The organism is Bradyrhizobium sp. WSM1743 (assembly GCF_000473065.1).
Lineage (GTDB): Bacteria > Pseudomonadota > Alphaproteobacteria > Rhizobiales > Xanthobacteraceae > Bradyrhizobium.
This window is the reverse complement of sequence record NZ_KI421492.1, coordinates 18361-39770: the sequence shown is the minus strand read 5'-3', so window position 1 is coordinate 39770 and position 21410 is coordinate 18361. Positions and strand designations below refer to the sequence as shown.

Below are 21410 nucleotides of genomic sequence, written 5' to 3'. Positions count from 1 at the left end.
GTGCTACGCGAGGAGATGAGCGGAACGGATCACCAGAGCTCCGAGACGGCTGTAACGCTCGGCACGCTGGCGACGCCGGCTCTCCTGCTCGACGAGCATCGGCTCGATCGCAATCTCGCCCGCCTGTCCTCGCGCATGGCGGAGCGGGGCGTCGTGCTGCGTCCCCACATGAAAACCGCCAAATCCATCGACGTGGCCCGACGGGCCTATCCGTCGGGACCGGAGCCGATCACTGTCTCCACTCTGGCGGAGGCCGAGTACTTCGCGCGGCACGGTTTTCGCGACATGACTTATGCGGTGGGTCTGGCGCCCCACACAGCTGAAAGAGCGATGCGTCTGCGCAAAGCAGGCGTTGACCTTAAGGTACTGCTCGATTCGCCGGAGCAGGCAAGAATGCTCGGCGCCGCCGGTCGTGCCGCTGGTGTGACACCGTCCGCGTTCATCGAGATCGACTGCGATGGTCACCGCGGCGGGCTGACCGCTAACGATCCAAAGCTCATTGCAGTCGCGGTCGCGCTGGGCGAGGCCGTCGTCAAGCTTGCCGGCGTTCTCACCCATGCCGGCGAATCCTACAGCCTCTTCACGCCCGAGGCTCTCGTCGCGGCCGCGGAGAATGAGAGGGCAGTGGCGGTTGCCGCGGCGGAGGCCTTGCGGGCGGCGGGGCACGAATGCCCGGTCGTGAGCGTCGGCTCCACTCCGACGGCGCATTTTGGCGATGACCTGACCGGTGTCACGGAGATGCGAGCCGGCGTCTACATGTTCTTCGATCTGGTCATGCACGGTGTCGGTGTCTGCACAACCGACGACATCGCGATCTCGGTGCTCGCCACCGTGATCGGCACCAAGCCCGAGAAGGGTTGGATTTTGGTCGATGCCGGGTGGATGGCGCTGTCGCGCGACCGCGGCACCGCGGCACAGCGGGTTGACCAGGGCTATGGTCTCGTCTGCGACCTCTCCGGCAAGGTCTATCCCGATTTGATCGTGGCTCAGGCGAGTCAGGAGCACGGGATCCTTTCCATCAGACCCGGGTCGGCGCACGCTTTGCCCACTCTTCCGATCGGCGCGAAGGTCAGGATTCTCCCCAATCACGCCTGTGCGACGGCGTCGCAACACGAGTTGTACAACGTCGTCTCCGCCGGCAGCGACGCGATTCACGCCCGATGGCCCCGCATGCGCGGCTGGTAGGGCTGGCCGGCCATTCCCGGCCACCTCGGCCTCCCTGGTTCCTGCCGCTGATCGGCGCCTATTATCGGCTCAAGGATCGCTTCCAATGACATCTCCCCTTCGACACCTGACGGAAGCCGGCTTCCTTGGAAAATTCTACATCGACGGGGAATGGCGGAAGCCGATCGGATCAGTCGCGGCAGCAGCAACCGTCGTCAATCCGGCGACGGAGCAGCCGATCGCCGAGGTTACGCTCGGCGATGACGATGATGTGGACTGCGCGATCGCAGCCGCCAGACGAGCCTTCGCCGGCTGGTCCATGACACCGCCTGCTGAGAGAGCGGCGCTGCTCGATCGGATTCACGCCTTGCTCCTTGAGCGTCTGGAGCTGTTCGCGCAGGCGCTTACCTGCGAGATGGGAGCTGCGATCACCTACGCGCGCCGCGCTCAGGTGCCGTTGGCCGCCGAACATATCCGTGTCGCACGCGACAATCTCGCAAACTATCCGTTCGTCACTCGGCGCGGCAGCACCGCTATCATGCACGAGGCGATCGGGGTCTGCAGTCTCATCACCCCCTGGAACTGGCCTCTCTACCAGATCACAGCCAAGGTCGGCCCCGCGCTCGCGGCCGGTTGCACGGTGGTGTTGAAGCCGAGCGAATTATCGCCGCTGAGCGCCTTGCTATTCGCTGAGGTAATGGACGATGCCGGTTGTCCGCCCGGTGTCTTCAACCTCGTCAATGGGACAGGTCCGATCGTGGGAGCCGCTCTCGCGTCGCATCCGCTGGTCGACATGATCTCGATAACCGGCTCGACCCGGGCCGGCGTCCTCGTCGCGCAGGCCGCGGCGCCCACCGTCAAGCGCGTCGCTCAGGAGCTCGGCGGCAAGTCGCCGAACATCATTTTGCCGGATGCCGATCTGAGCCGTGCTGTTCCGCTCGGCGTCGCCGCAGCCTTCCGCAATCTGGGCCAATCCTGCAGCGCACCGACGCGCATGCTTGTGTCCCGCTCACAAGTGGAGGAGGTCGAGATCCTGGCGGCGGCCGCCGCTTCGGAACTGGTGGTCGGCGATCCCCTTGCGGAAAGCACGACCCATGGTCCGATCGCCAACCGGCCGCAGTTCGAGCGCGTGCAGACCATGATCAGTGTCGGTCTGAAGGAAGGCGCGAAGCTCGTCATCGGCGGGCCGGGGCGGCCCGATGATCTTCAGATTGGCCTCTATGCGCGGCCGACGATCTTCTCGAACGTCCGTCGCGACATGAGGATCTCGCAGGAGGAAATCTTCGGCCCGGTGCTGTCGATCATCCCGTACGACACCGTGGACGAAGCGATCGAGATCGCCAACGACACTGTCTATGGGCTCGGCGCTCATGTGCAGGGCACCGATATGGAGACAGTGCGGGCCGTCGCCGGGAAGATCCAGTCAGGTCAAGTCCATCTCAACTACCCCGATTGGGACCCCAACGCACCCTTCGGCGGTTACAAGCGCTCCGGCAACGGTCGCGAATACGGCATCGAGGGGGTGGAGGAGTATCTCGAAACGAAGGCAGTTCTCGGATTCTACCGATAGCTCAATATCGGCTCCGAAAAGCTGCGGCATCGCGCCGTAAATGAAACGCTTGCTTGTTCTTGCAACCATGCTCGGTCGGCTTGAGCAGCTTCGTTCAATCAAGCGGTCAAAAACCCGAACATCTTGCGAAGTCCTGGATGATTTCAGCACATTGTATCGCGCGCAGGATGCGATGAAGGGGCTGATCGGAACTTTGCTTCCGCATTCTTGGCAGCCGAGGTTCGTTGGAAACATGTCGCCCCGCGTCGAGCGCATTCACAGCGATGAGCGTCTCCCGGCCGAGGCCGACGTCGTCATCGTCGGCGGCGGCATCCTCGGCTCTACCGCCGCCTATTACCTGGCGAAGCGCCGCCTCTCTGTGGCGCTCCTCGAGAAGGGCCACGTCGCCTGTGAGCAATCGAGCCGAAACTGGGGTTGGTGCCGCCAGCAGAACCGCGACCGGCGCGAACTGCCGCTCTCGGTGCTCTCCATGCGGCTGTGGGACGAGCTCACGCGCGATATCAATCGGGACCTTGGCTTTCGTCGCTGCGGTCTCGTCTATGCGACCCACGACGAGGCTGTGCTCGCGGGCTGGGAGAAGTGGCGCGAGGTCGCCAGGGAGTACGACGTCGACACGCGCGTGCTGAGCCGGGCGGAGGTGGCCGAGCGCGTCCCCGAAGCGCGCGACAAATGGGTCGGCGGGACCTATTCGGAGCGGGACGGCAAGGCCGAACCTGCGCTCGCCGCGCCGGCTATCGCCGAAGCGGCCAGAACTCTGGGCGCCACGATCCATCAAGGATGCGCCGCGCGGGCACTCGACTTGGCCAATGGCAAGATTGCGGGCGTACACACGGAAAAGGGCTACATCAGAACCAGCGCGGTGCTGTGCGCCGCCGGCGCTTGGTCCTCGCGCTTCCTTCGGCCGCTCGGGATCAGTTTCCCCCAAGCGAGCATCCGGCAGACCGCGCTGCGTTCCACCCCGACAATCAACATCGGCGAGGCGGTCTCCACACCCTACTGCACGATCACGCGCCGACTGGACGGCAGCTATACGCTTGCGATCAGCGGCAAGGCGAACCTCGAAATCACGCCCCAGGCGATCCGGTACAGCCGGGAATTCATGCCGCAGTTCTTGCGTCGCCTGAAGAACGTCAGGATTGGCGTCGGCCAATCGTTCGTTTCGGGGCCGGATTCAATGGCGGCGCTGCTGACCAACGACGATCGGATCTTCGAACAGAATCGCGTGCTGGATCCTCCGCCCTTGAAATGGCTGGTGAGCCAAGTGGTGGAGAGTGTTCGGAAAACCTTCCCCCAACTCGGCGAAATAAAGATCGATAGCGCCTGGGGCGGCTTCGTCGATTGCACGCCGGACGCAGTGCCCGTGGTGTCGCAGGTGGACGGGGTGAAAGGCCTCGTCCTCGCAGCGGGCTGCTCGGGTCACGGATTCGGTCTGGGCCCGGGGCTCGGCTATCTGGCCGCAGAGCTTGTCGTCAACGACACGCCTTGCGTCGATCCCACACCGTTCCGGCTGTCGCGTCTGACCGACGGCTCGAAGCTGGACATTGCCGCCATCTGAAGATCGAGCCGGAAGTCAGGCCTGACGCGCACCAAGCGAAGTCAAGGTGTCGGCAGACGAGGTGAGAAAAAGATCGGCCTGAGTTGATCACGGGATCGACGCCTGGTCGCTGACGCAGGCGCCGCACCGAGAGGACCCAAGACGTCAAAGTAGATTAGAGCGGGAAGAGTACCTGCAGGCCGCCATGGCCTGTTCTGGTGTAGAATCGCGGTCGCAAACTGGAAGTGTTCGCGCACGCGAAACTCAATTTTCGTGCGTAGCTGAAATGGTGGGTTTTGGTCTACAACGGACGAAAATACTTTATCTTTCACAGGGATTGACGGACACTCTCTCCGCCAGCCTTCGCAAACGAAGTTTGCGCAAGGCTGTCGCGCCGAAGCCCGCAGGGCGAAGGCGAACTCGTTGCCGTTTGCTTCGGCTCGGCAAGCCGGGGGCAAACTTTCTTCTGAGCCCTGAGCCGCCACTCACCCCACCAATTTCCACCTCCCATCCCCCGCCCGCTTCAGCGCGGGATCGCTGACCCGCACATGCTCGGCGAGGAAATCGATGAACGCGCGGACGCGCGCAGGCAGCGGCGCGGTGTGGCCGACATAGACGGCATGGATGTCTTCGCGGTCGCCGGGATTGTAGCTTTGCAGTACCGGAACGAGGCGGCCGGATTCGATGTCGGGGCCGATGTGGAAGAGGGCGAGGCGGGCGAGACCGACACCGCCGAGGCAGAGGCGGCGGGCGGCTTCGCCGTCGCTGGCGCGCGCGACGGGCGGGGGCACGGCCTCCTCGATGTGGTCGCCGCGCTTGAACGGCCAGCCGCGGATGCTGCGCGGAAAGGTCCAGCCGATGCCACGGTGATCGGCGAGATCGGCTGGCGCCTTCGGCGTGCCGCAGCGGGCGAGATAGTCCGGCGCGCCGACCACGACCATCCGGCTGGTACCAAGCTTTCGCGCGACGAGACGTGACGCGCGCAGCGGACCAACGCGGATGGCGACGTCGGCGCGCTCCTGCATCAGGTCGACCAGCGTATCGGTCAGCACGAGGTCGAGCGTGACGTCGGGATGCTGCTTCAGGAAGCGCGGGATCAGCGGCATCACATGCAGCATGCCGAAGGGAATGTTGCTGTTCACCGTGAGGCGGCCGCGCGGCGCCGCGCCCGAGGCCGCCTCACGCTCGGCCTCCTCCATCTCGGCGAGGATGCGCGCGGCGCGATCGTAGAAGGCCTGGCCTTCCTCCGTCAGCGTCAGCTTGCGCGTGGTCCGGTTGACCAGCCGCGCGCCGAGGCGCGCCTCCAGCCGCGAGATCAGCTTGCTGACGCCCGACGGCGTCAGGCGCAGCTTTCGCGCGGCCTGGGTGAAGCCGCCGAGATCGACGACGCGGACGAAGACCTCCATCTCGGCGGCGCGGTTGGTGTCGAAACGGGCCGTGTTGAATTCACGTCACAAATGATTGGATTGCGGACATTCTAATTGTTTCGCGGCAGTGCCGCTATCTGCGTGGCTCGTCTCATCCATTGGAGCAACGCATGCCTCCCGCCGTCCTCGCTCTCACCGCCGGTGCCTTCGGAATCGGCACCACCGAATTCATCATCATGGGCCTCTTGCTCCAGGTCGCCGCCGACATGCATGTCTCCGTGCCTGTCGCGGGCCTTCTCATTTCCGGTTATGCGCTCGGCGTATTCGTGGGAGCGCCAGTCCTCACCCTGGCGACGCGCAAAATGCCGCGGAAAACAGTGCTGCTGGCGCTGATGGCGATCTTCACGCTGGGCAATGCGGCTTGCGCGCTAGCGCCGAACTACGAGTTGCTGATGGCCGCACGCGTGCTGACCTCGCTCGCCCACGGCACATTCTTCGGTGTCGGCTCGGTCGTGGCCACCAGCCTCGTCGCCGAGGACAAGCGCGCCTCTGCGATCGCGACCATGTTCATCGGCCTCACGGTCGCAACGCTGCTGGGCGTACCCTTCGGCGCCTGGTTCGGCCTGATGCTCGGCTGGCGCGCGGCGTTCTGGGCGGTCACGGTCATCGGCGTGATTGCGTTTGCCGTGGTCGCCGCGCTTGTGCCCGGCCATGTCGGCAATGGCGACAAGCCGATCTCGCTTGCCGAAGAGGTGGCGGTGCTCGGCCGTCCGCAGGTGCTGCTCGGCCTTGCCATGACCGTGTTCGGCTTCGCCGGCCTGTTCGTCGTCTTCACCTATATCCAGCCGATCCTGACGCGTTTCACCGGCTTCTCGGAGGCCGCGGTGTCGCCGATCCTGCTGGTGTTCGGCGTTGGCCTTGCGATCGGCAACGTCGCCGGTGGCCGGCTTGCGGACCGCGGCCTCGCACGGGCGCTGACCGGCACGCTTGCCGCGCTTGCGATCGTGCTGCTTGGCCTAGCCGCCGTGCTATCGATCAAGATGCTTTCCATCGCGCTGATCCTGCTGCTCGGCATCGCCGCCTTCGCAACCGTCGCCCCGCTCCAGCTTCGTGTGCTGGAGGCTGCCGGCCGCAGCGGTCGCACGCTCGCCTCCAGCCTCAACATCGCCGCGTTCAATCTCGGCAACGCGCTCGGCGCCTGGGCCGGTGGCGTCGCCATTGATCGCGGGCTTGGTCTCTCAGCGCTGCCTTTGGTCGCAGCCGGGATCACGGCGATTGGCCTCGTGCTGGCGCTGTGGAGTCTCCGGCTCGACCGCGCGCCGGCCGTCGCCGCAGCGTGTCCGGCAGAGTAGAGCGAAGGCGTGAGGCTCGCTGACGATTGGTCGCAGCGGCCCTCACGCCAACGCGCCATGCAGAATCGCACCTATACAGGGCCGCACGTCATCCGTAACCTCCGCCGCGCAATTGAAGGAGATGCTGGCGTGGCGAAGAAGACGGTGACCAGGAAGAAAGGTGCCTTGAAGAAAGCGGCGAAGACTCCGAGCAAGGCGAGCTCCGGCCGCAAGAGCGTGGTCGCGAAGCCGGCCAGGAAGCCGGCCAAGAAGGCGGCTCGAGGGAAGTCCGCCGCACCACAGCGCCCCAAGGGGCCGGCCTGGCAATGGTCGGCGGTGGAGACCGCAGCCGCCATCCGATCCGGTGCCATCTCCGCGGTCGAGGCGGTCGAAGCGCATCTCGAACGGATGCACGCCGTCAATCCGAAGCTCAACGCTGTCGTCGTCGACCTCGGTGAAGAAGCACTCAAAGCGGCCCATGCGGCCGACAAGCAGCGCGCCAGGGGTGGAGAGCTCGGCCCCCTGCACGGCGTGCCCATCACCATCAAGGAAAATGTCGACTACGAGGGCCGGCCGAACTTCAACGGCGTTCCCGACAACAAGGATCTGATCGCGCCGTCGGATTCCCCGGTGGTGCGCAATCTGAAAAAAGCCGGCGCGATCGTCATCGGGCTGACCAACACGCCCGAATTCTCCTTCCGCGGCTTCACCGACAATCCCCTGCACGGGCTGACGCTCAACCCCTGGGATCCCGATATCACCTGCGGCGGCTCCTCGGGCGGCGCGGGTTCGGCGGTCGCGGCCGGCATCGGCACCATCGCCCACGGCAACGATATCGGCGGCTCGCTGCGCTGGCCGGCGCATTGCAACGGCGTCGCCACCATCAAGCCGACGCAGGGCCGCATCCCCGCCTTCAACGCGAGCGCAACGGCGGAGCGGCCGATGTTGGCGCATTTGATGTCCGCGCAGGGGCCGCTCGCGCGCCACGTCGCCGACGTTCGCCTCGCGCTGGAGGTGATGAGCCAGCGCGATCCGCGCGATCCCTGGTGGGTGCCGGCGCCCCTGGTCGGTGAGAGACCGAAGGGGCCGATCAAGGTCGCGCTGGCAAAAATCCCCGAGGACATGGACGTCGATCCGTCTGTCGCCGCAGCGCTGCGCCAGGCTGCCGATCATCTCGAGCGTTCCGGCTATCGCGTTAGCGAGGTCGAGGTGCCCGACATCAACGGGGTCTGGCAGACCTGGTGCGACATCATCACCAACGAGACCGTGGTGATGCAGGAAGCCACGATGCTGAAGGTCACGTCGGAGGATTTTCACAAGGCCTGGGGCGGCATGAAGGCCAAGGCCAACGTGCTCGATCTGCCGGCCTGGATGCGCGCCACTGCCGCGCGCAACGGCCACATCCGCGCCTGGCAATTGTTCTTCGAGGAGTATCCGGTCGTGCTGGCACCGACCACGGTGAAGCCGACGCCGGGCCCGCGCGAGGACACCGTCAGCCCCGAGCGCGTGCGCGAGATCTTCTGGGGCGAGATCCGCTTCATCTCCGCCATCAACGTGCTGGGCCTGCCCGGGGCGGTGGTGCCGGTGGCGCTGCATGACGGCAAGCCGATCGGTGTGCAGCTGATAGCCGGGCGCTATCGCGAGGATCTCGCACTCGATGCCGCGGCCGCGATCGAGAAGCGCGTCGGCGTGCTAGCCCACCGGTTGTGGGAGACGATGGGCTGAGGCTAAGCAAGCTGTTCGCGCAAAGAAGGTGCACCCTCTCCCCTTGTGGGAGAGGGTGGCATAGGCGGCCTTCGGCCGCCGTTCTCAAGAACGCCGATGCTTCGCATCGGCTATGGCGCAGCGGCGAGTCGGGTGAGGGTCTCTCTCCCCGCGAGCGGTCTTGCGATCGGAGAGAACCCCTCATCCGGCGCTTCGCGCCACCTTCTTCCACAAGGGGAGAAGGATCGCACCGAGCAAGGCGCGCAATGATTTGATTAATCGAAGTTAACCCGGATTTCAGCCAATCCGCCAGCAAGCGTTAGGGTTACTTCCTCGATCTCTAGGCGAATTATTGTCCGCTTTACCACCCGCCTCTAACAGAGGAACGACGGACAACGCACATGCCTCATTGCAGGCCAATAAGTGCGGCCCGCCCCACGCGGAGGTGGCACGATGCGCAACGAGACGATCGCTATTCACGCCGGCTACGAGCCCGAAGCCACGACGCACGCAGTGGCCGTGCCGATCTACCAGACCGCGGCCTACGCCTTCGACAGCGCCGATCATGGCGCCGCCCTGTTCAATCTCGAGACCGAAGGTTTTCGCTACAGCCGTATCGCCAATCCGACCAGCGCGGTGCTGGAGAAGCGGATCGCCCAGCTCGAAGGGGGCGTCGGTGCACTCGCGGTCGCGACCGGGCAGGCGGCGCTGCATTTCGCCTTCGTCAACCTTGCCGATCACGGCGGCAACATCGTCTCCGTGCCGCAGCTCTACGGCACCACGCACACGCTGCTCTCGTACATCCTGCCGCGCCAGGGCATTACCGGCCGCTTCGCCGAGAGTGACGCGCCTGATGCGATCGCAAAGCTGATCGATGAGAACACCCGGGCCGTGTTCGCCGAGACCATCGGCAATCCCGCCGGCAATGTTTGCGACATCGAGGCGTTGGCAAAAATCGCGCATGCGCATGGCGTGCCGCTGATCGTCGACAACACCGTCGCCACCCCGATCCTGCTCAAGCCGTTCGACTACGGCGCAGATATCGCCGTGCATTCGCTGACCAAGTTCCTGGGCGGCCACGGCACCACGCTCGGCGGCGCTATCGTCGATTCCGGAAATTTTCCTTGGGCCAAGTACGCCGATCGCTTCCCGGCCTACAACAAGCCCGACGCCTCTTATCACGGCCTCGTGTATGCCGAGCGGTTTGGCAAGACCGCCTATATCGAGCGCGCGCGCAGCGTCTATCAGCGCACCATGGGCTCGGTGCTGTCGCCGTTCAACGCCTTCCTGCTGCTCCAGGGCATCGAGACCGTGGCGCTGCGCATGGAGCGCCACGTCGAGAACGCCCGCAAGGTCGCCGAATTCTTGCGCGGCGATCCGCGCGTGGCCTGGGTCAATTATACGGGCTTCCCGGACAGCCTCTATTATCCGCTCGTGCAGAAATATCTGAACGGTAACGCCTCCTCGCTGTTCACCTTCGGCATCAAGGGCGGCATGGAAGCGGGCAAGACCTTCTACGATGCGCTGAAGCTGATCACGCGCCTCGTCAATATCGGCGATGCCAAGTCACTCGCGTGCCATCCGGCTTCGACCACCCACCGGCAGATGTCGGCGGAGCAGCAGCGCATCGCCGGCGTGCTGCCGGAGACCATCCGTCTGTCGATCGGCATCGAGCATGTCTCAGACATCATCGCGGACATCGACCAGGCGCTGGAAAAGGCCTGCCCGTCGGCGCGCCTCGAGGCCGCGGAGTAGGCCGCGCCGCCCATGACGATCTTGATCGACAAGGATCAAGTCATCGCGGCCCCGACGCTGGTGCCGGCCGCGCACGATCTCGCGCACGGTGCTGGCGCCGAGCTCACCATCGGGCTCGTCAACAACATGCCGGATCCGGCGCTGAAGGCGACCGAACGGCAGTTCATGAAGCTGCTCCAGGCCGCAGCAGGTGCGCGCCGTATCCGCTTCCACTGCTTCTCGCTCCCGAGCGTAAAGCGCTCGCCGGAAGCGAAGTGGCATGTCGAGAGCGAGTATTCCGACCTATCCGATCTCGAGCGCGGCAAATTCGATGGGCTGATCGTGACCGGGGCAGAGCCGATCGCGCTCGAGCTCGACCAGGAGCCATACTGGCGCGACCTCACGAACCTGATCGACTGGGCCAAGACCAACACGCGCTCGACGATCTGGTCGTGCCTTGCCGCGCATGCCGCAGTGCTGCATCTCGACCGCATTGAGCGGCGGCGGCTGTCGGCCAAATGTCACGGCATTTTCGATTGCGAAATCGTGACGAGCGATTCCCTGACCCGTGCTGCGCCGGCGCCGCTGAAGGTTTCGCATTCGCGCCTGAACGAGATCGCCGAGAGCGATCTGGTGCAGGCCGGTTATCAGGTGCTGACACGCTCGGAGAAAGCCGGCGTCGACGTCTTCGTTCGCCAATATGCCAGCCGTTTCGTGTTCTTCCAGGGCCACCCGGAATATGACGCGCTGTCGCTCCAGCGCGAATATCTGCGCGACATCGGCCGCTATCTCGCGCGGGAGCGCGACAACTATCCGCGCCTGCCAGTGAGCTATTTTGACGCAGCGACGGAAGAGAGGCTGGCTCGCTTCGAGAAGAAGGCGACGCACCAGCGCCATCCGGCGCTCACCAACGAGCTCCCTGCGCTGAACTTGCGCGCCGATATCGGCGCCGGCGACGCGGCGGCGGTGCTCTTCCGCAATTGGTTGCGATATCTCGGCGCGGGCGCCGACGCGCCGGTGGCGGCACGCTAGCCGAAGCGGTCTTGGTGCCGCATTAGGATTACCCGAGCGTTAGGCTTGCCTCAACCTGCGCACGAATGTTTCAGTAGAGAAGAAATAGGACATCACGGGAAACGCAGCGTGTGGTCGGCACTCCAGGGACGCGTGAGCAATCGGTTGGCCCGGCATTTCCGCGCTGCGCCGCACCGGCTGCCCGCGCATGCGCCGATGGTGAGCTTCACCTTCGACGACGCCCCCGATAGCGCCGCAGGCGAGGGCGCCGAGCTTCTGGAGCAGCATGGTGGCCGCGGCACCTATTACCTTGCCGGCAGCCTGATCGATCGTCCCTCGGATCATTGGCATGGCCTGTCGAACGATGCGATCGTGCGGCTTCACCGCGCCGGGCACGAGATTGCCTGCCACACCTTCTCGCACCGGAGCTCGGCCGCTCTCGACGAGGCCGCGATGGCTCGCGAGATCGAGCGAAACCGCAGCCATTTCCGCGGCATCGATGCCTCCATCACGCTGGAGAACTTCGCCTATCCGTATGGGATCGCCTCAGTCTGGCGCAAGCCGCAACTCGCAAAAGCCTTCCGCTCCGCGCGTGGCATCCTGCCCGGCGTCAACAGCGACGTCATCGACCTCCAATTCCTGCGCGCCTCGCCTTTGGTCGATTGCGAGATCGATGCGGCCGGCATCGATCGCTATTTCGACGAGGCGGTCGCGAGCGGCGGCTGGCTGATCTTCTACGGCCACGACGTCACCGACAGGCCGAGCCCCTATGGCTGCACGCCGCATTTGATGCGTCATGCGCTGGAGGCCGCCGGCAAGCGCAACATGCCGATCCTGACCGTCGCGGAAGCGCTGCGACGGATCGGGGCGTAAGTTATTCACCTCTCCCCGCTTGCGGGGAGAGGTCGGATTGCATCGAAGATGCAATCCGGGTGAGGGGGTACAGGTCTCTCGATCATCTCGCGTGCGGAGAGAGGCCCCTCACCCCAACCCTCTCAGCGCGAGCGAAGCTCGTCGCGGCCCCGTAAGAACGGGGAGAGGGAGAAGAAAGCGGCGCGTGCCTGCCACCCAAATACCCTTGCCACGCCCGCGCCAGCATGCGACTGGCCTTGTGACGAATCTCACGGCCTGATCTGTTCCATGTCCGCTCCCTCCACAGCTCCGCTGCCGGCGCCGGCCAATGGCCGTGACGCGCTGTCGGTGCTGCATTCGGTGTTCGGCCTGCCGGGTTTCCGCGGCGCGCAGGGCGAGATCATCCGGCATGTCACCGACGGCGGCAATTGCCTGGTGCTGATGCCGACCGGCGGCGGCAAGTCGCTGTGCTACCAGCTTCCGTCCTTGCTGCGCGAAGGCTGTGGCATCGTGGTGTCGCCGTTGATCGCCTTGATGCGCGATCAGGTCGCCGGCCTGATCGAGGCCGGCGTCAATGCCGCCGCGCTGAACTCGTCGCTGACGCCGCAGGAGGCGTCCGACATCGAACGGCGTTTGCTCGCGGGCGATCTCGATCTGCTCTATGTCGCGCCGGAACGCCTGGTCACGCCGCGCTGCCTGTCGCTGCTGGCGCAGGCGAAGGTGGCGCTGTTCGCGATCGACGAGGCGCATTGCGTCTCGCAATGGGGCCATGACTTCCGGCCCGAATATGTCGGCCTTTCCATCATCGCCGAGCGCTTTCCCGACATGCCGCGCATCGCGCTGACCGCCACCGCCGACGAGCTGACGCGCAAGGAGATCGTCGAGCGGCTTCAGCTCACGGGCGCGCCGCAGTTCGTCTCGAGCTTCGACCGGCCCAACATCCGCTACGAGATCGTCGACAAGCGCAATGCGGTGTCGCAGCTGAAGGAATTCATCCGCGAGCGCCACATTGGCGATGCCGGCGTGGTCTATTGCCTCTCGCGCAACCGGGTCGAGGAGGTCGCCGCCGCGCTTCAGGACGCCGGCATTGCGGCGCTGCCCTACCACGCCGGGCTCGACGGCAGCGTGCGCTCGCGCAACCAGGACCGCTTCCTCAACGAGGACGGCATCGTCATCGTCGCGACCGTCGCGTTCGGGATGGGCATCGACAAGCCCGACGTGCGCTTCGTCGCCCATCTCGACCTGCCCAAGAGCATCGAGGCCTATTACCAGGAGACGGGGCGCGCCGGTCGTGACGGCAAGCCGTCGGCAGCCTGGATGGCCTATGGGCTGTCGGACATCGTGCAGCAGCGTCGCATGATCGACGAGTCCAACGCCTCCGACGAATTCAAGCGGGTCTCCATCGGCAAGCTCGACGCGCTGGTCGGCCTCGCCGAAACGCCGCACTGCCGGCGCCGGCGGCTGCTCGCCTATTTCGGCGAGATCGTGATGGGCGAGAGCTGCGGCAATTGCGACAATTGCCTGACGCCGCCCAAGATGCGCGACGGCAAGGTGCTGGCGCAGAAGCTGCTGTCCTGCGTCTACCGCACCGGCCAGCGCTTTGGTGCGATGCATTTGATCGACGTGCTGGTTGGGCGCCTGACCGAGAAGGTCACGCAGTTCGGCCACGACAACCTGTCGGTGTTCGGCATCGGCCGCGAGCTCAACGAAAAGCAGTGGCGCACGGTGCTGCGGCAATTGGTGGCGATGGGCCATTTGCGAAGCGACAGCGAAGCCTACGGCGCGCTCAAGCTGACGGAGTCCTCGCGCGGTGTGCTGCGCGGCGAAACGGACGTGTGGCTGCGCGAGGAAGCGCCGGGCACCCGCATCCGTTCGAGCCGGGCCAAATCCCGCCGCGGCGATCTCGCGCCCACGGCCAGCCCGCCGCAAGGCGATGTCGATCCCGAGCTGCGCGCGCGCCTACGCGCCTGGCGCTCGGACGTCGCACGCGAGCGCGGCGTGCCGGCCTATGTGGTACTGCACGACGCAACGATCGATGGCATCGTCCGGGCCTGGCCGACCACGCTCGACGAACTGCGCACCGTGCCGGGGATCGGCGACAAGAAGCTCGAGCATTACGGCGACGAGCTGCTGCAGATTATCAGGACGCGGTAAGGCTGCGTCCTATTCCCCACATCGTCATCCCGGACAAGCGCGCCCAAAGCGCGCGCCGATCCGGGATCCATAACCACAGACGAAGTTGCTGCGGTACGCTGGCAACCACGAGTCTTCGCAAACGATTGCTACGGCGTATGGGTCCCGGGTCTGCGCTGACGCTTGCCCGGGACGACAGTGGAGAGGAGGCGAGAGCTACGCCCTCATTCACCCGTTCCGGAACGCGTAACCATAGCCGTTCAGCGCTGGCGCGCCGCCGAGATGGGCGTAGAGGATCTTCGCGCCCTTCTCGAAATAGCCCTTCTTCGCAAGATCGATCAGCCCCTGCATCGACTTGCCCTCGTAGACGGGGTCGGTGATCATGGCTTCGAGACGCGCGGTGAGGCGGATCGCCTCCTTGGTCTCCTCCGAAGGCACGCCATAGGCGGGATAGGCGTAGTCCTCGATCAGCACGACGTCGTCGGCGACAATCTCCTTGCCGAGCTCGACAAGCTCAGCGGTGTTCTGCGCGATCGAGAGCACCTGTGCCTTGGTCTGATCAGGCGTGAAGGAGGCGTCGATGCCGATCACCTTCCGCGCGCGGCCGTCGGCGGCGAAGCCGACCAGCATGCCGGCATGGGTAGAGCCGGTGACGGTGCAGACGATGATGTAGTCGAACTTGAAGCCGAGCTCTTTCTCCTGCTTGCGCACCTCCTCGGCGAAGCCGACATAGCCGAGGCCGCCGAACTTGTGCACGGAGGCGCCGGCGGGAATCGCATAGGGCTTGCCGCCCGCCGCCTTCACCTCCTCGATCGCCTGCTCCCAGCTCTTGCGGATGCCGATGTCGAAGCCGTCGTCGACCAGGCGCACGTCGGCGCCCATGATGCGCGAGAGCATGATGTTGCCGACGCGGTCATAGACGGCGTCCTCGTGCGGCACCCAGGCTTCTTGGACCAGGCGGCACTTCATGCCGAGCTTGGCGGCGACGGCGGCGATCATGCGGGTGTGGTTCGATTGCACGCCGCCGATCGAGACCAGCGTATCGGCGTTGGAGGCGATCGCATCGGGAACGATGTATTCGAGCTTGCGCAGCTTGTTGCCGCCATAAGCGAGGCCGGAATTGCAGTCCTCGCGCTTGGCATAGATCTCGACATTGCCGCCGAGATGTTTTGACAGCCGCTCCAGTTTCTCGATCGGCGTCGGGCCGAAGGTCAGCGGATAGCGCGCGAATTTTTCCAGCATCATGGGGTCATCCCGGTTGGCGGTGGCGTCTGGGGAACGGAGCTAGCACCGCTCGGGAAAAATGTGCTCTCGAATATGGCACTCGGCCTGTAGATTACTTGCACAGGGATAGCCAGGGAGTAAGGTTTCTTCCAGATTGTGCATCATAAATGAAAGTATCTTCCGTGCCAGCCCGGCTTGACCGTGTCGACCTTAAGATCCTGAGATTGCTGCAGAATAACGGCCGGCTCAGCAACGCCGAGCTGGCCGAGACCGTCGCGATCAGCCCCGCCACCTGCCACCGTCGCACCCAGCGCCTGTTCGAGGACGGCTTCATCGCCGCCGTCCGTGCCATGGTCGCGCCGAAGAAGGTCGGGAAGGGGGCGCTGGTGATGGTCGGCGTCGTGCTCGATCGCTCCACCCCGGAGAGCTTTGCCACCTTCGAACAGGCGATTGCGAAGTTGAAATTCGTGCTCGACTGCCACCTCGTCGCCGGCGATTTCGACTACTTCCTGAAGATCCGCGTCGGCGACATGGAGGACTTCAACCGCATCCACGGCGAGCAGCTCATCGCGCTGCCCGGCGTGCGCCAGACCCGCACCTTTTTCGTGATGAAGGAAGTCGTCGACAACGCGCCGCTGGAGTTTTGACCGGTCAGACCTCGCAATGCGTCGATCAGGGACGGCGCCTGCTCTGGGCTGCGCGCGGCCCACCTAGACGCGTGCAGTGGAGCCGATAAGGCCCTTGTTCGCGCCACGCGTCGGTCTTGGCCACCTCTTTCCATCCGCATTTCGCGGGATCTCGTTCAAAGTGCTTTGGTTTCGTTTCGATGAAAGGGCCTGTCTCCATTTCTATCTTGTCGATGTGCCAATCGTAGACCAAGGCGGGCGCGCCTGGCTGGTACGCATGACTTTCGAAGTAAAAGAATGGGTCTACTCCGATGAAGATTAGTCCTTCCAACCAGGCGTCCAGGCGAACATTGTCAGGGGGTTTTCCGTCGCAATACATGAGAATTCCTGCGTCCAGTACCCACCAATCATCTTGTGCGTGCACAACCTGGCCAACAACTTGGTAAGAACTCTCCACGATTTGCTTAAGTGACGGAGCTCTGCGGTCAAACCGACCGCACTTCGGAAGTGGGACTAGCGGGCAGAATTCAAGCGCGAATGAGACGTTTGTCGCTTGTGCGAAATCGCCGTAGTTGCCGTCCTGAATAACCCAACTATCGAGGCCGACGATTAGATCGGTCATTTGATGACTCGCCGATGACAAGATGCTGGGACATATCATGGTTGTGGTGACGTCTCTACACCACCTGTAAAATCGCACAGCCGTCACGGCAACTTCACTTGCCTTGCATGCCTATGCAAGCGACCTTCACCTCTTATCAATGAGGAGACCCCACCGTGCGCCTTCCCATTCTCGATCCGAAAGAGCTGACCGACGAGCAAAAGCCGCTCTATGACGACATGCGAGCCGGCATCAAGGATCATTTCAAGGGTTTTGTGAACATGCGCGACGACGGCGCGCTGCTCGGACCCTGGAATCCCTGGATCCGCGAGCCGCGCTTCGGCAAGCCGGTGTGGGAGCTGGTCAAGGCGATCGCGTCGAACCCACTGCTGCCTGCTGCCGTCCGCGAGGTCGCGATTCTCGTCACTGGCTCGCATTTCCGTTCCGGCTACGAGCTCTATGCCCATGTGCTGGTGGCCGAACAGCGCGGTCTCTCGGACGAGAAGCTCGCGACCATCGTCGCCGGGCAGCGGCCGGTGGACCTCACCAAGCAGGAGGCGGTCGCCTATGACATGGCCTCGGCACTGGTCGGCGGTGGCGTACTGCCGGAACTGACCTGGCGCGCGGCCGTGAAGGAATTCGGCGAGCATGGCGCGGCCGAGCTGTCTTATCTCGTCGGCATCTACTGCATGGTCTCGGTCACGCTCAATACCTTCGATGTGCCGGTGCCGGATTAGCTTCCCGCTCTCGCGGCTTCTGGACCGGGGGGCGGCGAAGCGCTACCTTGCGGTCGTCATGGTGACGCATTCGCCACCCACTATCGAAGAGCAAGGCAACAGGGCAGGACAACAGGAAATGACAGCCATGAAGACGTCACGCCGCATCTTGCTTGCCGGACTTGCGGGGCTCGCCGTGGCCCCCCCCGCAGTGATGGCCGCTGTGCCGCCGCTTGCCAACGACGACACGACTGTGGCCGAAGAGCGCTTTGCGCGCATGATTGCAGCAGCCCATGCGCCGGATGTCACCTGTGCGCGTCAAGCCCAGCGTTATGCGGATACGCATTGGCCTGAATATGTCGTCGCAGCCAGGGCCGTGCTCGACGCGCGCGCGTGATTCGCGCTCTCAGGTCTTCACCGCCCTCCGCACCTGCTCGCCGATCTGCGACAGCACGAGCTGCGCCTGCGGCAGGATTGCGCCCATGGCGTGGAAATTGTGAACCATGCCGTCGTGGCAGACATGCTCGACGGCGACGCCCGCGGCGAGCAGCTTGCGGGCATAGGCATTGCCTTCGTCGCGCATCGGATCGTACTCGGCGGTGTGGATGATCGCGGGCGGCAGGCCGGTGAGCCGTGTCGCGCGCAACGGAGAGACGCGCGGATCGGCGGTGTCGATGCCGCGAGGCAGATAGTCGGAAAGATCGGCCTCGATCGTGATACGGTCGATCAGGTGTCCTTCCGCGAATTCCTCGCGCGAGGGCGAGGTCTCCTCGAAATCCAGTACCGGGCAGATCAGGCATTGCGCCACGATCGAGAGGCCGGCATTTTGCAAAGCCTCCTGGCACACGATCGCCGCCAATGTGGCGCCGGCGGAATCGCCCCCGACCACCAGCCGCTCGGCATCGATGCCGAGCGATGCCGCCTCTCGCGCCACCCATTCGGTCGCGGCGATCGCATCGTCCACGGCCGCTGGAAACTTGTGCTCGGGTGCGAGTCGGTAGTCGACCGAGACCAGGCGGCATCCGGTCGCATGCGCAAGCGCCGCGGCGATGCGGTCATGCGTGGCAATGCTGCCGGCGACGAGGCCGCCACCATGGAAGAACACGAAGCCCGGCGCGGATTCGCCGGCAGAAGCGGGTGAATAGAGACGATAGGGGAGTTCTCCGCCAGGGCCGGGCAGCATGCCGTCGGACGCGGTCACGTCAGGCGCCTCAGTGCGCGCGAACTGCATCAGCTTCGCCAGCGACTGCCGGCGCGCTTCGACGCTGGGCCGGCTCCGTGCTTGCGGCCCAGCCGCAGCCATCATGGTCAACAAACGCTCTGCGAGCGGATCGAGCGGCATGGGCACTCCGTATCGTGTTCGATACTATAGCCGGTTTGTTCTGTCTTACCCTCCCCTGGAGGGGGAGGGTGCCCAAATTCCGCAGCGAATCCTTTAGAAATCGGGATAATAGTGCCCGGATATTGCAGGGAGACGCCGGTCATGGCCGAGATCAAGAAGTCCATCGAGTATTCGCCGAGCTGGACCTTCTTCGAGGGCAAATGGCACGACGGCAATGTGCCGATCATGGGCCCGCGCACGCATGCGGCCTGGCTCGGCTCGGTCGTGTTCGATGGTGCGCGTGCGTTCGAGGGTGTCGTGCCCGATCTCGACCGTCACGTCGCCCGCGCCAATCAGTCCGCGATCAATTTCGGCCTGAAGCCGGTGGTCGATACCGACACTTGGCTGACGCTCGCGAACGAAGGCATCGCGCGCTTTGCGGCGAATGCCGAGCTCTATATCCGTCCGATGTACTGGGCGCAGAACGGGAGCGGCGGCGGCGTGCTGTTCGACCCCGAGACCACCAATTGGTGCCTGTGCATCTACGAGGCGCCGATGCCAAAGCCCGTCGGCAACGCCATCACGTTGTCGCCGTTCCGCAGGCCGACGGCCGAATGCGCGCCGGTTGAGGCCAAGGCCGCCTGCCTCTATCCGAACAATTCGCGTGCGCTCGCGGAAGCTGCTTCGCGCGGCTTCCAGAACGCGCTGATGCTCGACATGCTCGGCAATGTCGCAGAGTTCGGCAATTCCAACGTGTTCATGGCCAAGGATGGCGTGGTGTTCACGCCGGTGCCGAACGGCACCTTCCTCAACGGCATCACGCGCCAGCGCGTCATCAGCCTGCTTCGCGGCGACGGCGTCACCGTGATCGAAAAGACGCTGCGCTATGCCGATTTCCTGGCCGCCGACGAGATCTTTTCAACCGGCAATTTCGCAAAGGTCGCGCCGGTGATCCGCATCGACGAGCGCGAGCTGAAGCCGGGCCCGTTCTACACCAAGGCGCGAAAGCTCTATTGGGACTTTGCGCATGCGGTGAAGCTTGCGGCGTAGGCTCGCGCTGTTTCTGCGGACTCGTCATTGCGAGCGCAGCGAAGCAATCCAGAATCCCTCCGCGGTGGCAGTCTGGATTGCTTCGCTGCGCTCGCAATGACGAGCTTGTGGGAGCATCGAGAATCCACAAATTCGAGCGCACGTCGCGTGCTTATGAGCCGCGCCTCCGAAACCGGCTGAACTGAAACGCCTGCGTCGATTGCCACGGCGTGTGATGCGTCTCGCGTCGCGTCTCGACCAGCTCGAACTCTCGACCAAGCTCCGCCGCAAGGCTGGCGCTGTTGTGGCGCTGCACCGGCAGGCCGCTGCATTTCTCAGGACCATCGGGTGCAAACGTCGCGATGATGACTTGTCCGCCGGGGCCAACCGCCGAGCGCAGGCGCTCGACGTAAGCGGCCCTGTCGCGGGCATCGGTCAGGAAGTGAAACGCAGCGCGATCGTGCCAGACGTCGTAGATCTTGGCCGGCTGCCATGTCGTGACGTCGGCGACGATCCAGTCGACCGTTGAAGCGGCCTGGCCGATGCGCTTCTTCGCCACGTCGAGCGCGTTGGCGGAGAGGTCCAGCACGGCGAGACGGCGGTATCCGTCTTGAAGCAGCGCATCGACCAGCCGCGAAGCACCGCCGCCGACATCGATGATCGCCGCTTCATGATCGGATTTGGCCGCGCGGATCATCTCGAGCGAGGTCGTCGGTCTCTCCTGATACCAGCTGACCTCCGTCTCGCCCTTGGTAGCGTAGACGTTCTCCCAGTGCATGGTGCGGTCAGACATGGTGGCTCCGGCCTTGGCCGGGGACGGCAGCGCGTAAGCGGTGCCGCCGGGATCAACTGGCAATTCGCGCGCCCGCCGCATGCGGACGCGCCAGCACGAAACGGAGGACCTATTCGTCCTTCTTCGACATCCGCTCGAGGCGTTCCTGCATTTCCTTCATCTGCTGGCGCAGCTCGTCGATGTTGCTGTCCTTCGGCGCCTCGGCATTCGCATCGGGCTCCGGCTCGGGAGTGGCGGCCGGACGAGGTGCTGCGAACGGCTTGAACATCGAGAAGGTCTGCTGGAATAGCTCCATGTTGCGGCGGACTTGCTCCTCCAACGGAGCAAAAGGAGTGCCGGACAGCGTGTTGGCAATCTGCTTGCGGAACTTCTCTTGCTCCTGGGTCAGCGTCGCGATCGACTGCTCCAGATATTTCGGCACCACCATCTGCATGCTGTCGCCATAGAAGCGGATGAGCTGGCGGAGGAAGGTGGTCGGCAGCAGGTTCTGGCCGGCCTTGTTCTCCTGCTCGAAGATGATCTGGGCGAGCACGGAGCGGGTGATGTCGTCGCCGGTCTTGGCGTCGTAGACCAGGAAGTCTTCGCCGTCCTTGACCATGGCGGCGAGGTCTTCCAGCGTCACGTAAGTACTCGTTCCGGTGTTATAGAGCCGGCGGTTCGCGTATTTCTTGATGGTGGTGGGTTGGTCTGATTTCGCCAT

At 64.5% G+C, this 21410-nt stretch carries 19 protein-coding genes; 13 read left to right on the top strand and 6 right to left on the bottom strand.

Features of this window, described 5'->3' with window-relative positions:
• Positions 1 to 15: 15 nt before the first annotated feature.
• The 3 genes from YU9_RS0138575 to YU9_RS0138565 all read left to right on the top strand — a co-directional run bounded on the left by YU9_RS0138575 (position 16) and on the right by YU9_RS0138565 (position 4289).
• Complete coding sequence (locus tag YU9_RS0138575; RefSeq protein ID WP_027577444.1) at positions 16 to 1185, top strand: alanine racemase; 1170 nt, start codon at positions 16 to 18, stop codon at positions 1183 to 1185.
• An 85-nt stretch (positions 1186 to 1270) separates the two neighbouring features.
• Complete coding sequence (locus tag YU9_RS0138570) at positions 1271 to 2734, top strand: aldehyde dehydrogenase family protein (protein ID WP_027577443.1); 1464 nt, start codon at positions 1271 to 1273, stop codon at positions 2732 to 2734.
• A 232-nt stretch (positions 2735 to 2966) separates the two neighbouring features.
• Positions 2967 to 4289: an FAD-binding oxidoreductase gene (locus tag YU9_RS0138565; RefSeq protein ID WP_027577442.1), complete on the top strand. Its 1323-nt coding sequence runs from the start codon at positions 2967 to 2969 to the stop codon at positions 4287 to 4289.
• A 464-nt stretch (positions 4290 to 4753) separates the two neighbouring features.
• Here YU9_RS0138565 and YU9_RS0138560 read toward each other — a convergent pair whose 3' ends face one another.
• The gene (locus YU9_RS0138560) at positions 4754 to 5674 is read right to left on the bottom strand and encodes a LysR family transcriptional regulator (protein WP_027577441.1); all 921 of its coding nucleotides are present in this window, start codon (positions 5672 to 5674) and stop codon (positions 4754 to 4756) included.
• A gap of 131 nt (positions 5675 to 5805) precedes the next feature.
• Here YU9_RS0138560 and YU9_RS0138555 point away from each other — a divergent pair, with 131 nt between their 5' ends.
• From YU9_RS0138555 to recQ, 6 genes are all read left to right on the top strand, one after another.
• Positions 5806 to 6987 carry an MFS transporter gene (locus YU9_RS0138555; protein WP_027577440.1) on the top strand — a complete coding sequence of 394 codons (1182 nt, stop codon included), beginning with the start codon at positions 5806 to 5808 and terminating at the stop codon, positions 6985 to 6987.
• 129 nt (positions 6988 to 7116) lie between these two features.
• Complete coding sequence (locus tag YU9_RS0138550) at positions 7117 to 8691, top strand: amidase family protein (protein ID WP_027577439.1); 1575 nt, start codon at positions 7117 to 7119, stop codon at positions 8689 to 8691.
• Between the two features lie 432 nt (positions 8692 to 9123).
• The gene (locus YU9_RS0138545) at positions 9124 to 10425 is read left to right on the top strand and encodes an O-acetylhomoserine aminocarboxypropyltransferase/cysteine synthase family protein (RefSeq protein ID WP_027577438.1); all 1302 of its coding nucleotides are present in this window, start codon (positions 9124 to 9126) and stop codon (positions 10423 to 10425) included.
• A 12-nt stretch (positions 10426 to 10437) separates the two neighbouring features.
• Complete coding sequence (locus YU9_RS0138540) at positions 10438 to 11436, top strand: homoserine O-succinyltransferase (RefSeq protein ID WP_027577437.1); 999 nt, start codon at positions 10438 to 10440, stop codon at positions 11434 to 11436.
• 108 nt (positions 11437 to 11544) lie between these two features.
• Positions 11545 to 12288 carry a polysaccharide deacetylase family protein gene (locus YU9_RS0138535; protein WP_027577436.1) on the top strand — a complete coding sequence of 248 codons (744 nt, stop codon included), beginning with the start codon at positions 11545 to 11547 and terminating at the stop codon, positions 12286 to 12288.
• Positions 12289 to 12555: 267 nt separating this feature from the next.
• Positions 12556 to 14421: a DNA helicase RecQ gene (gene recQ, locus YU9_RS0138530; protein WP_027577435.1), complete on the top strand. Its 1866-nt coding sequence runs from the start codon at positions 12556 to 12558 to the stop codon at positions 14419 to 14421.
• Positions 14422 to 14628: 207 nt separating this feature from the next.
• On the opposite strand, the gene YU9_RS0138525 is transcribed toward recQ, so the two are convergent.
• The gene (locus YU9_RS0138525) at positions 14629 to 15642 is read right to left on the bottom strand and encodes a 1-aminocyclopropane-1-carboxylate deaminase (RefSeq protein WP_027577434.1); all 1014 of its coding nucleotides are present in this window, start codon (positions 15640 to 15642) and stop codon (positions 14629 to 14631) included.
• A 164-nt stretch (positions 15643 to 15806) separates the two neighbouring features.
• Here YU9_RS0138525 and YU9_RS0138520 point away from each other — a divergent pair, with 164 nt between their 5' ends.
• A complete protein-coding gene (locus YU9_RS0138520; RefSeq protein ID WP_027577433.1) occupies positions 15807 to 16271 on the top strand; it encodes an Lrp/AsnC family transcriptional regulator in 465 nt (154 codons plus the stop codon).
• A 25-nt stretch (positions 16272 to 16296) separates the two neighbouring features.
• Here the strand turns inward: YU9_RS0138520 and YU9_RS0138515 are convergent, their stop codons facing one another.
• Positions 16297 to 16872 carry a hypothetical protein gene (locus YU9_RS0138515; RefSeq protein ID WP_027577432.1) on the bottom strand — a complete coding sequence of 192 codons (576 nt, stop codon included), beginning with the start codon at positions 16870 to 16872 and terminating at the stop codon, positions 16297 to 16299.
• 155 nt (positions 16873 to 17027) lie between these two features.
• On the opposite strand from YU9_RS0138515, the gene YU9_RS0138510 reads away from it, so the two are divergent.
• The gene (locus tag YU9_RS0138510; protein WP_027577431.1) at positions 17028 to 17588 is read left to right on the top strand and encodes a carboxymuconolactone decarboxylase family protein; all 561 of its coding nucleotides are present in this window, start codon (positions 17028 to 17030) and stop codon (positions 17586 to 17588) included.
• 127 nt (positions 17589 to 17715) lie between these two features.
• Positions 17716 to 17964 carry a hypothetical protein gene (locus YU9_RS0138505; RefSeq protein WP_027577430.1) on the top strand — a complete coding sequence of 83 codons (249 nt, stop codon included), beginning with the start codon at positions 17716 to 17718 and terminating at the stop codon, positions 17962 to 17964.
• 9 nt (positions 17965 to 17973) lie between these two features.
• Here the strand turns inward: YU9_RS0138505 and YU9_RS0138500 are convergent, their stop codons facing one another.
• A complete protein-coding gene (locus YU9_RS0138500) occupies positions 17974 to 18909 on the bottom strand; it encodes an alpha/beta hydrolase (protein WP_027577429.1) in 936 nt (311 codons plus the stop codon).
• 141 nt (positions 18910 to 19050) lie between these two features.
• Between YU9_RS0138500 and YU9_RS0138495 the strand changes: the two genes are divergently transcribed.
• Positions 19051 to 19938, top strand: coding sequence for a branched-chain amino acid aminotransferase (locus YU9_RS0138495; protein WP_027577428.1), 888 nt, complete (start codon positions 19051 to 19053; stop codon positions 19936 to 19938).
• A 151-nt stretch (positions 19939 to 20089) separates the two neighbouring features.
• On the opposite strand, the gene YU9_RS0138490 is transcribed toward YU9_RS0138495, so the two are convergent.
• Both YU9_RS0138490 and phaR read right to left on the bottom strand, forming a co-directional pair.
• Entirely contained in the window at positions 20090 to 20710 is a 621-nt protein-coding gene (locus YU9_RS0138490; protein WP_027577427.1) for a trans-aconitate 2-methyltransferase, read from the bottom strand.
• 109 nt (positions 20711 to 20819) lie between these two features.
• Complete coding sequence (gene phaR, locus YU9_RS0138485) at positions 20820 to 21410, bottom strand: polyhydroxyalkanoate synthesis repressor PhaR (protein ID WP_027577426.1); 591 nt, start codon at positions 21408 to 21410, stop codon at positions 20820 to 20822.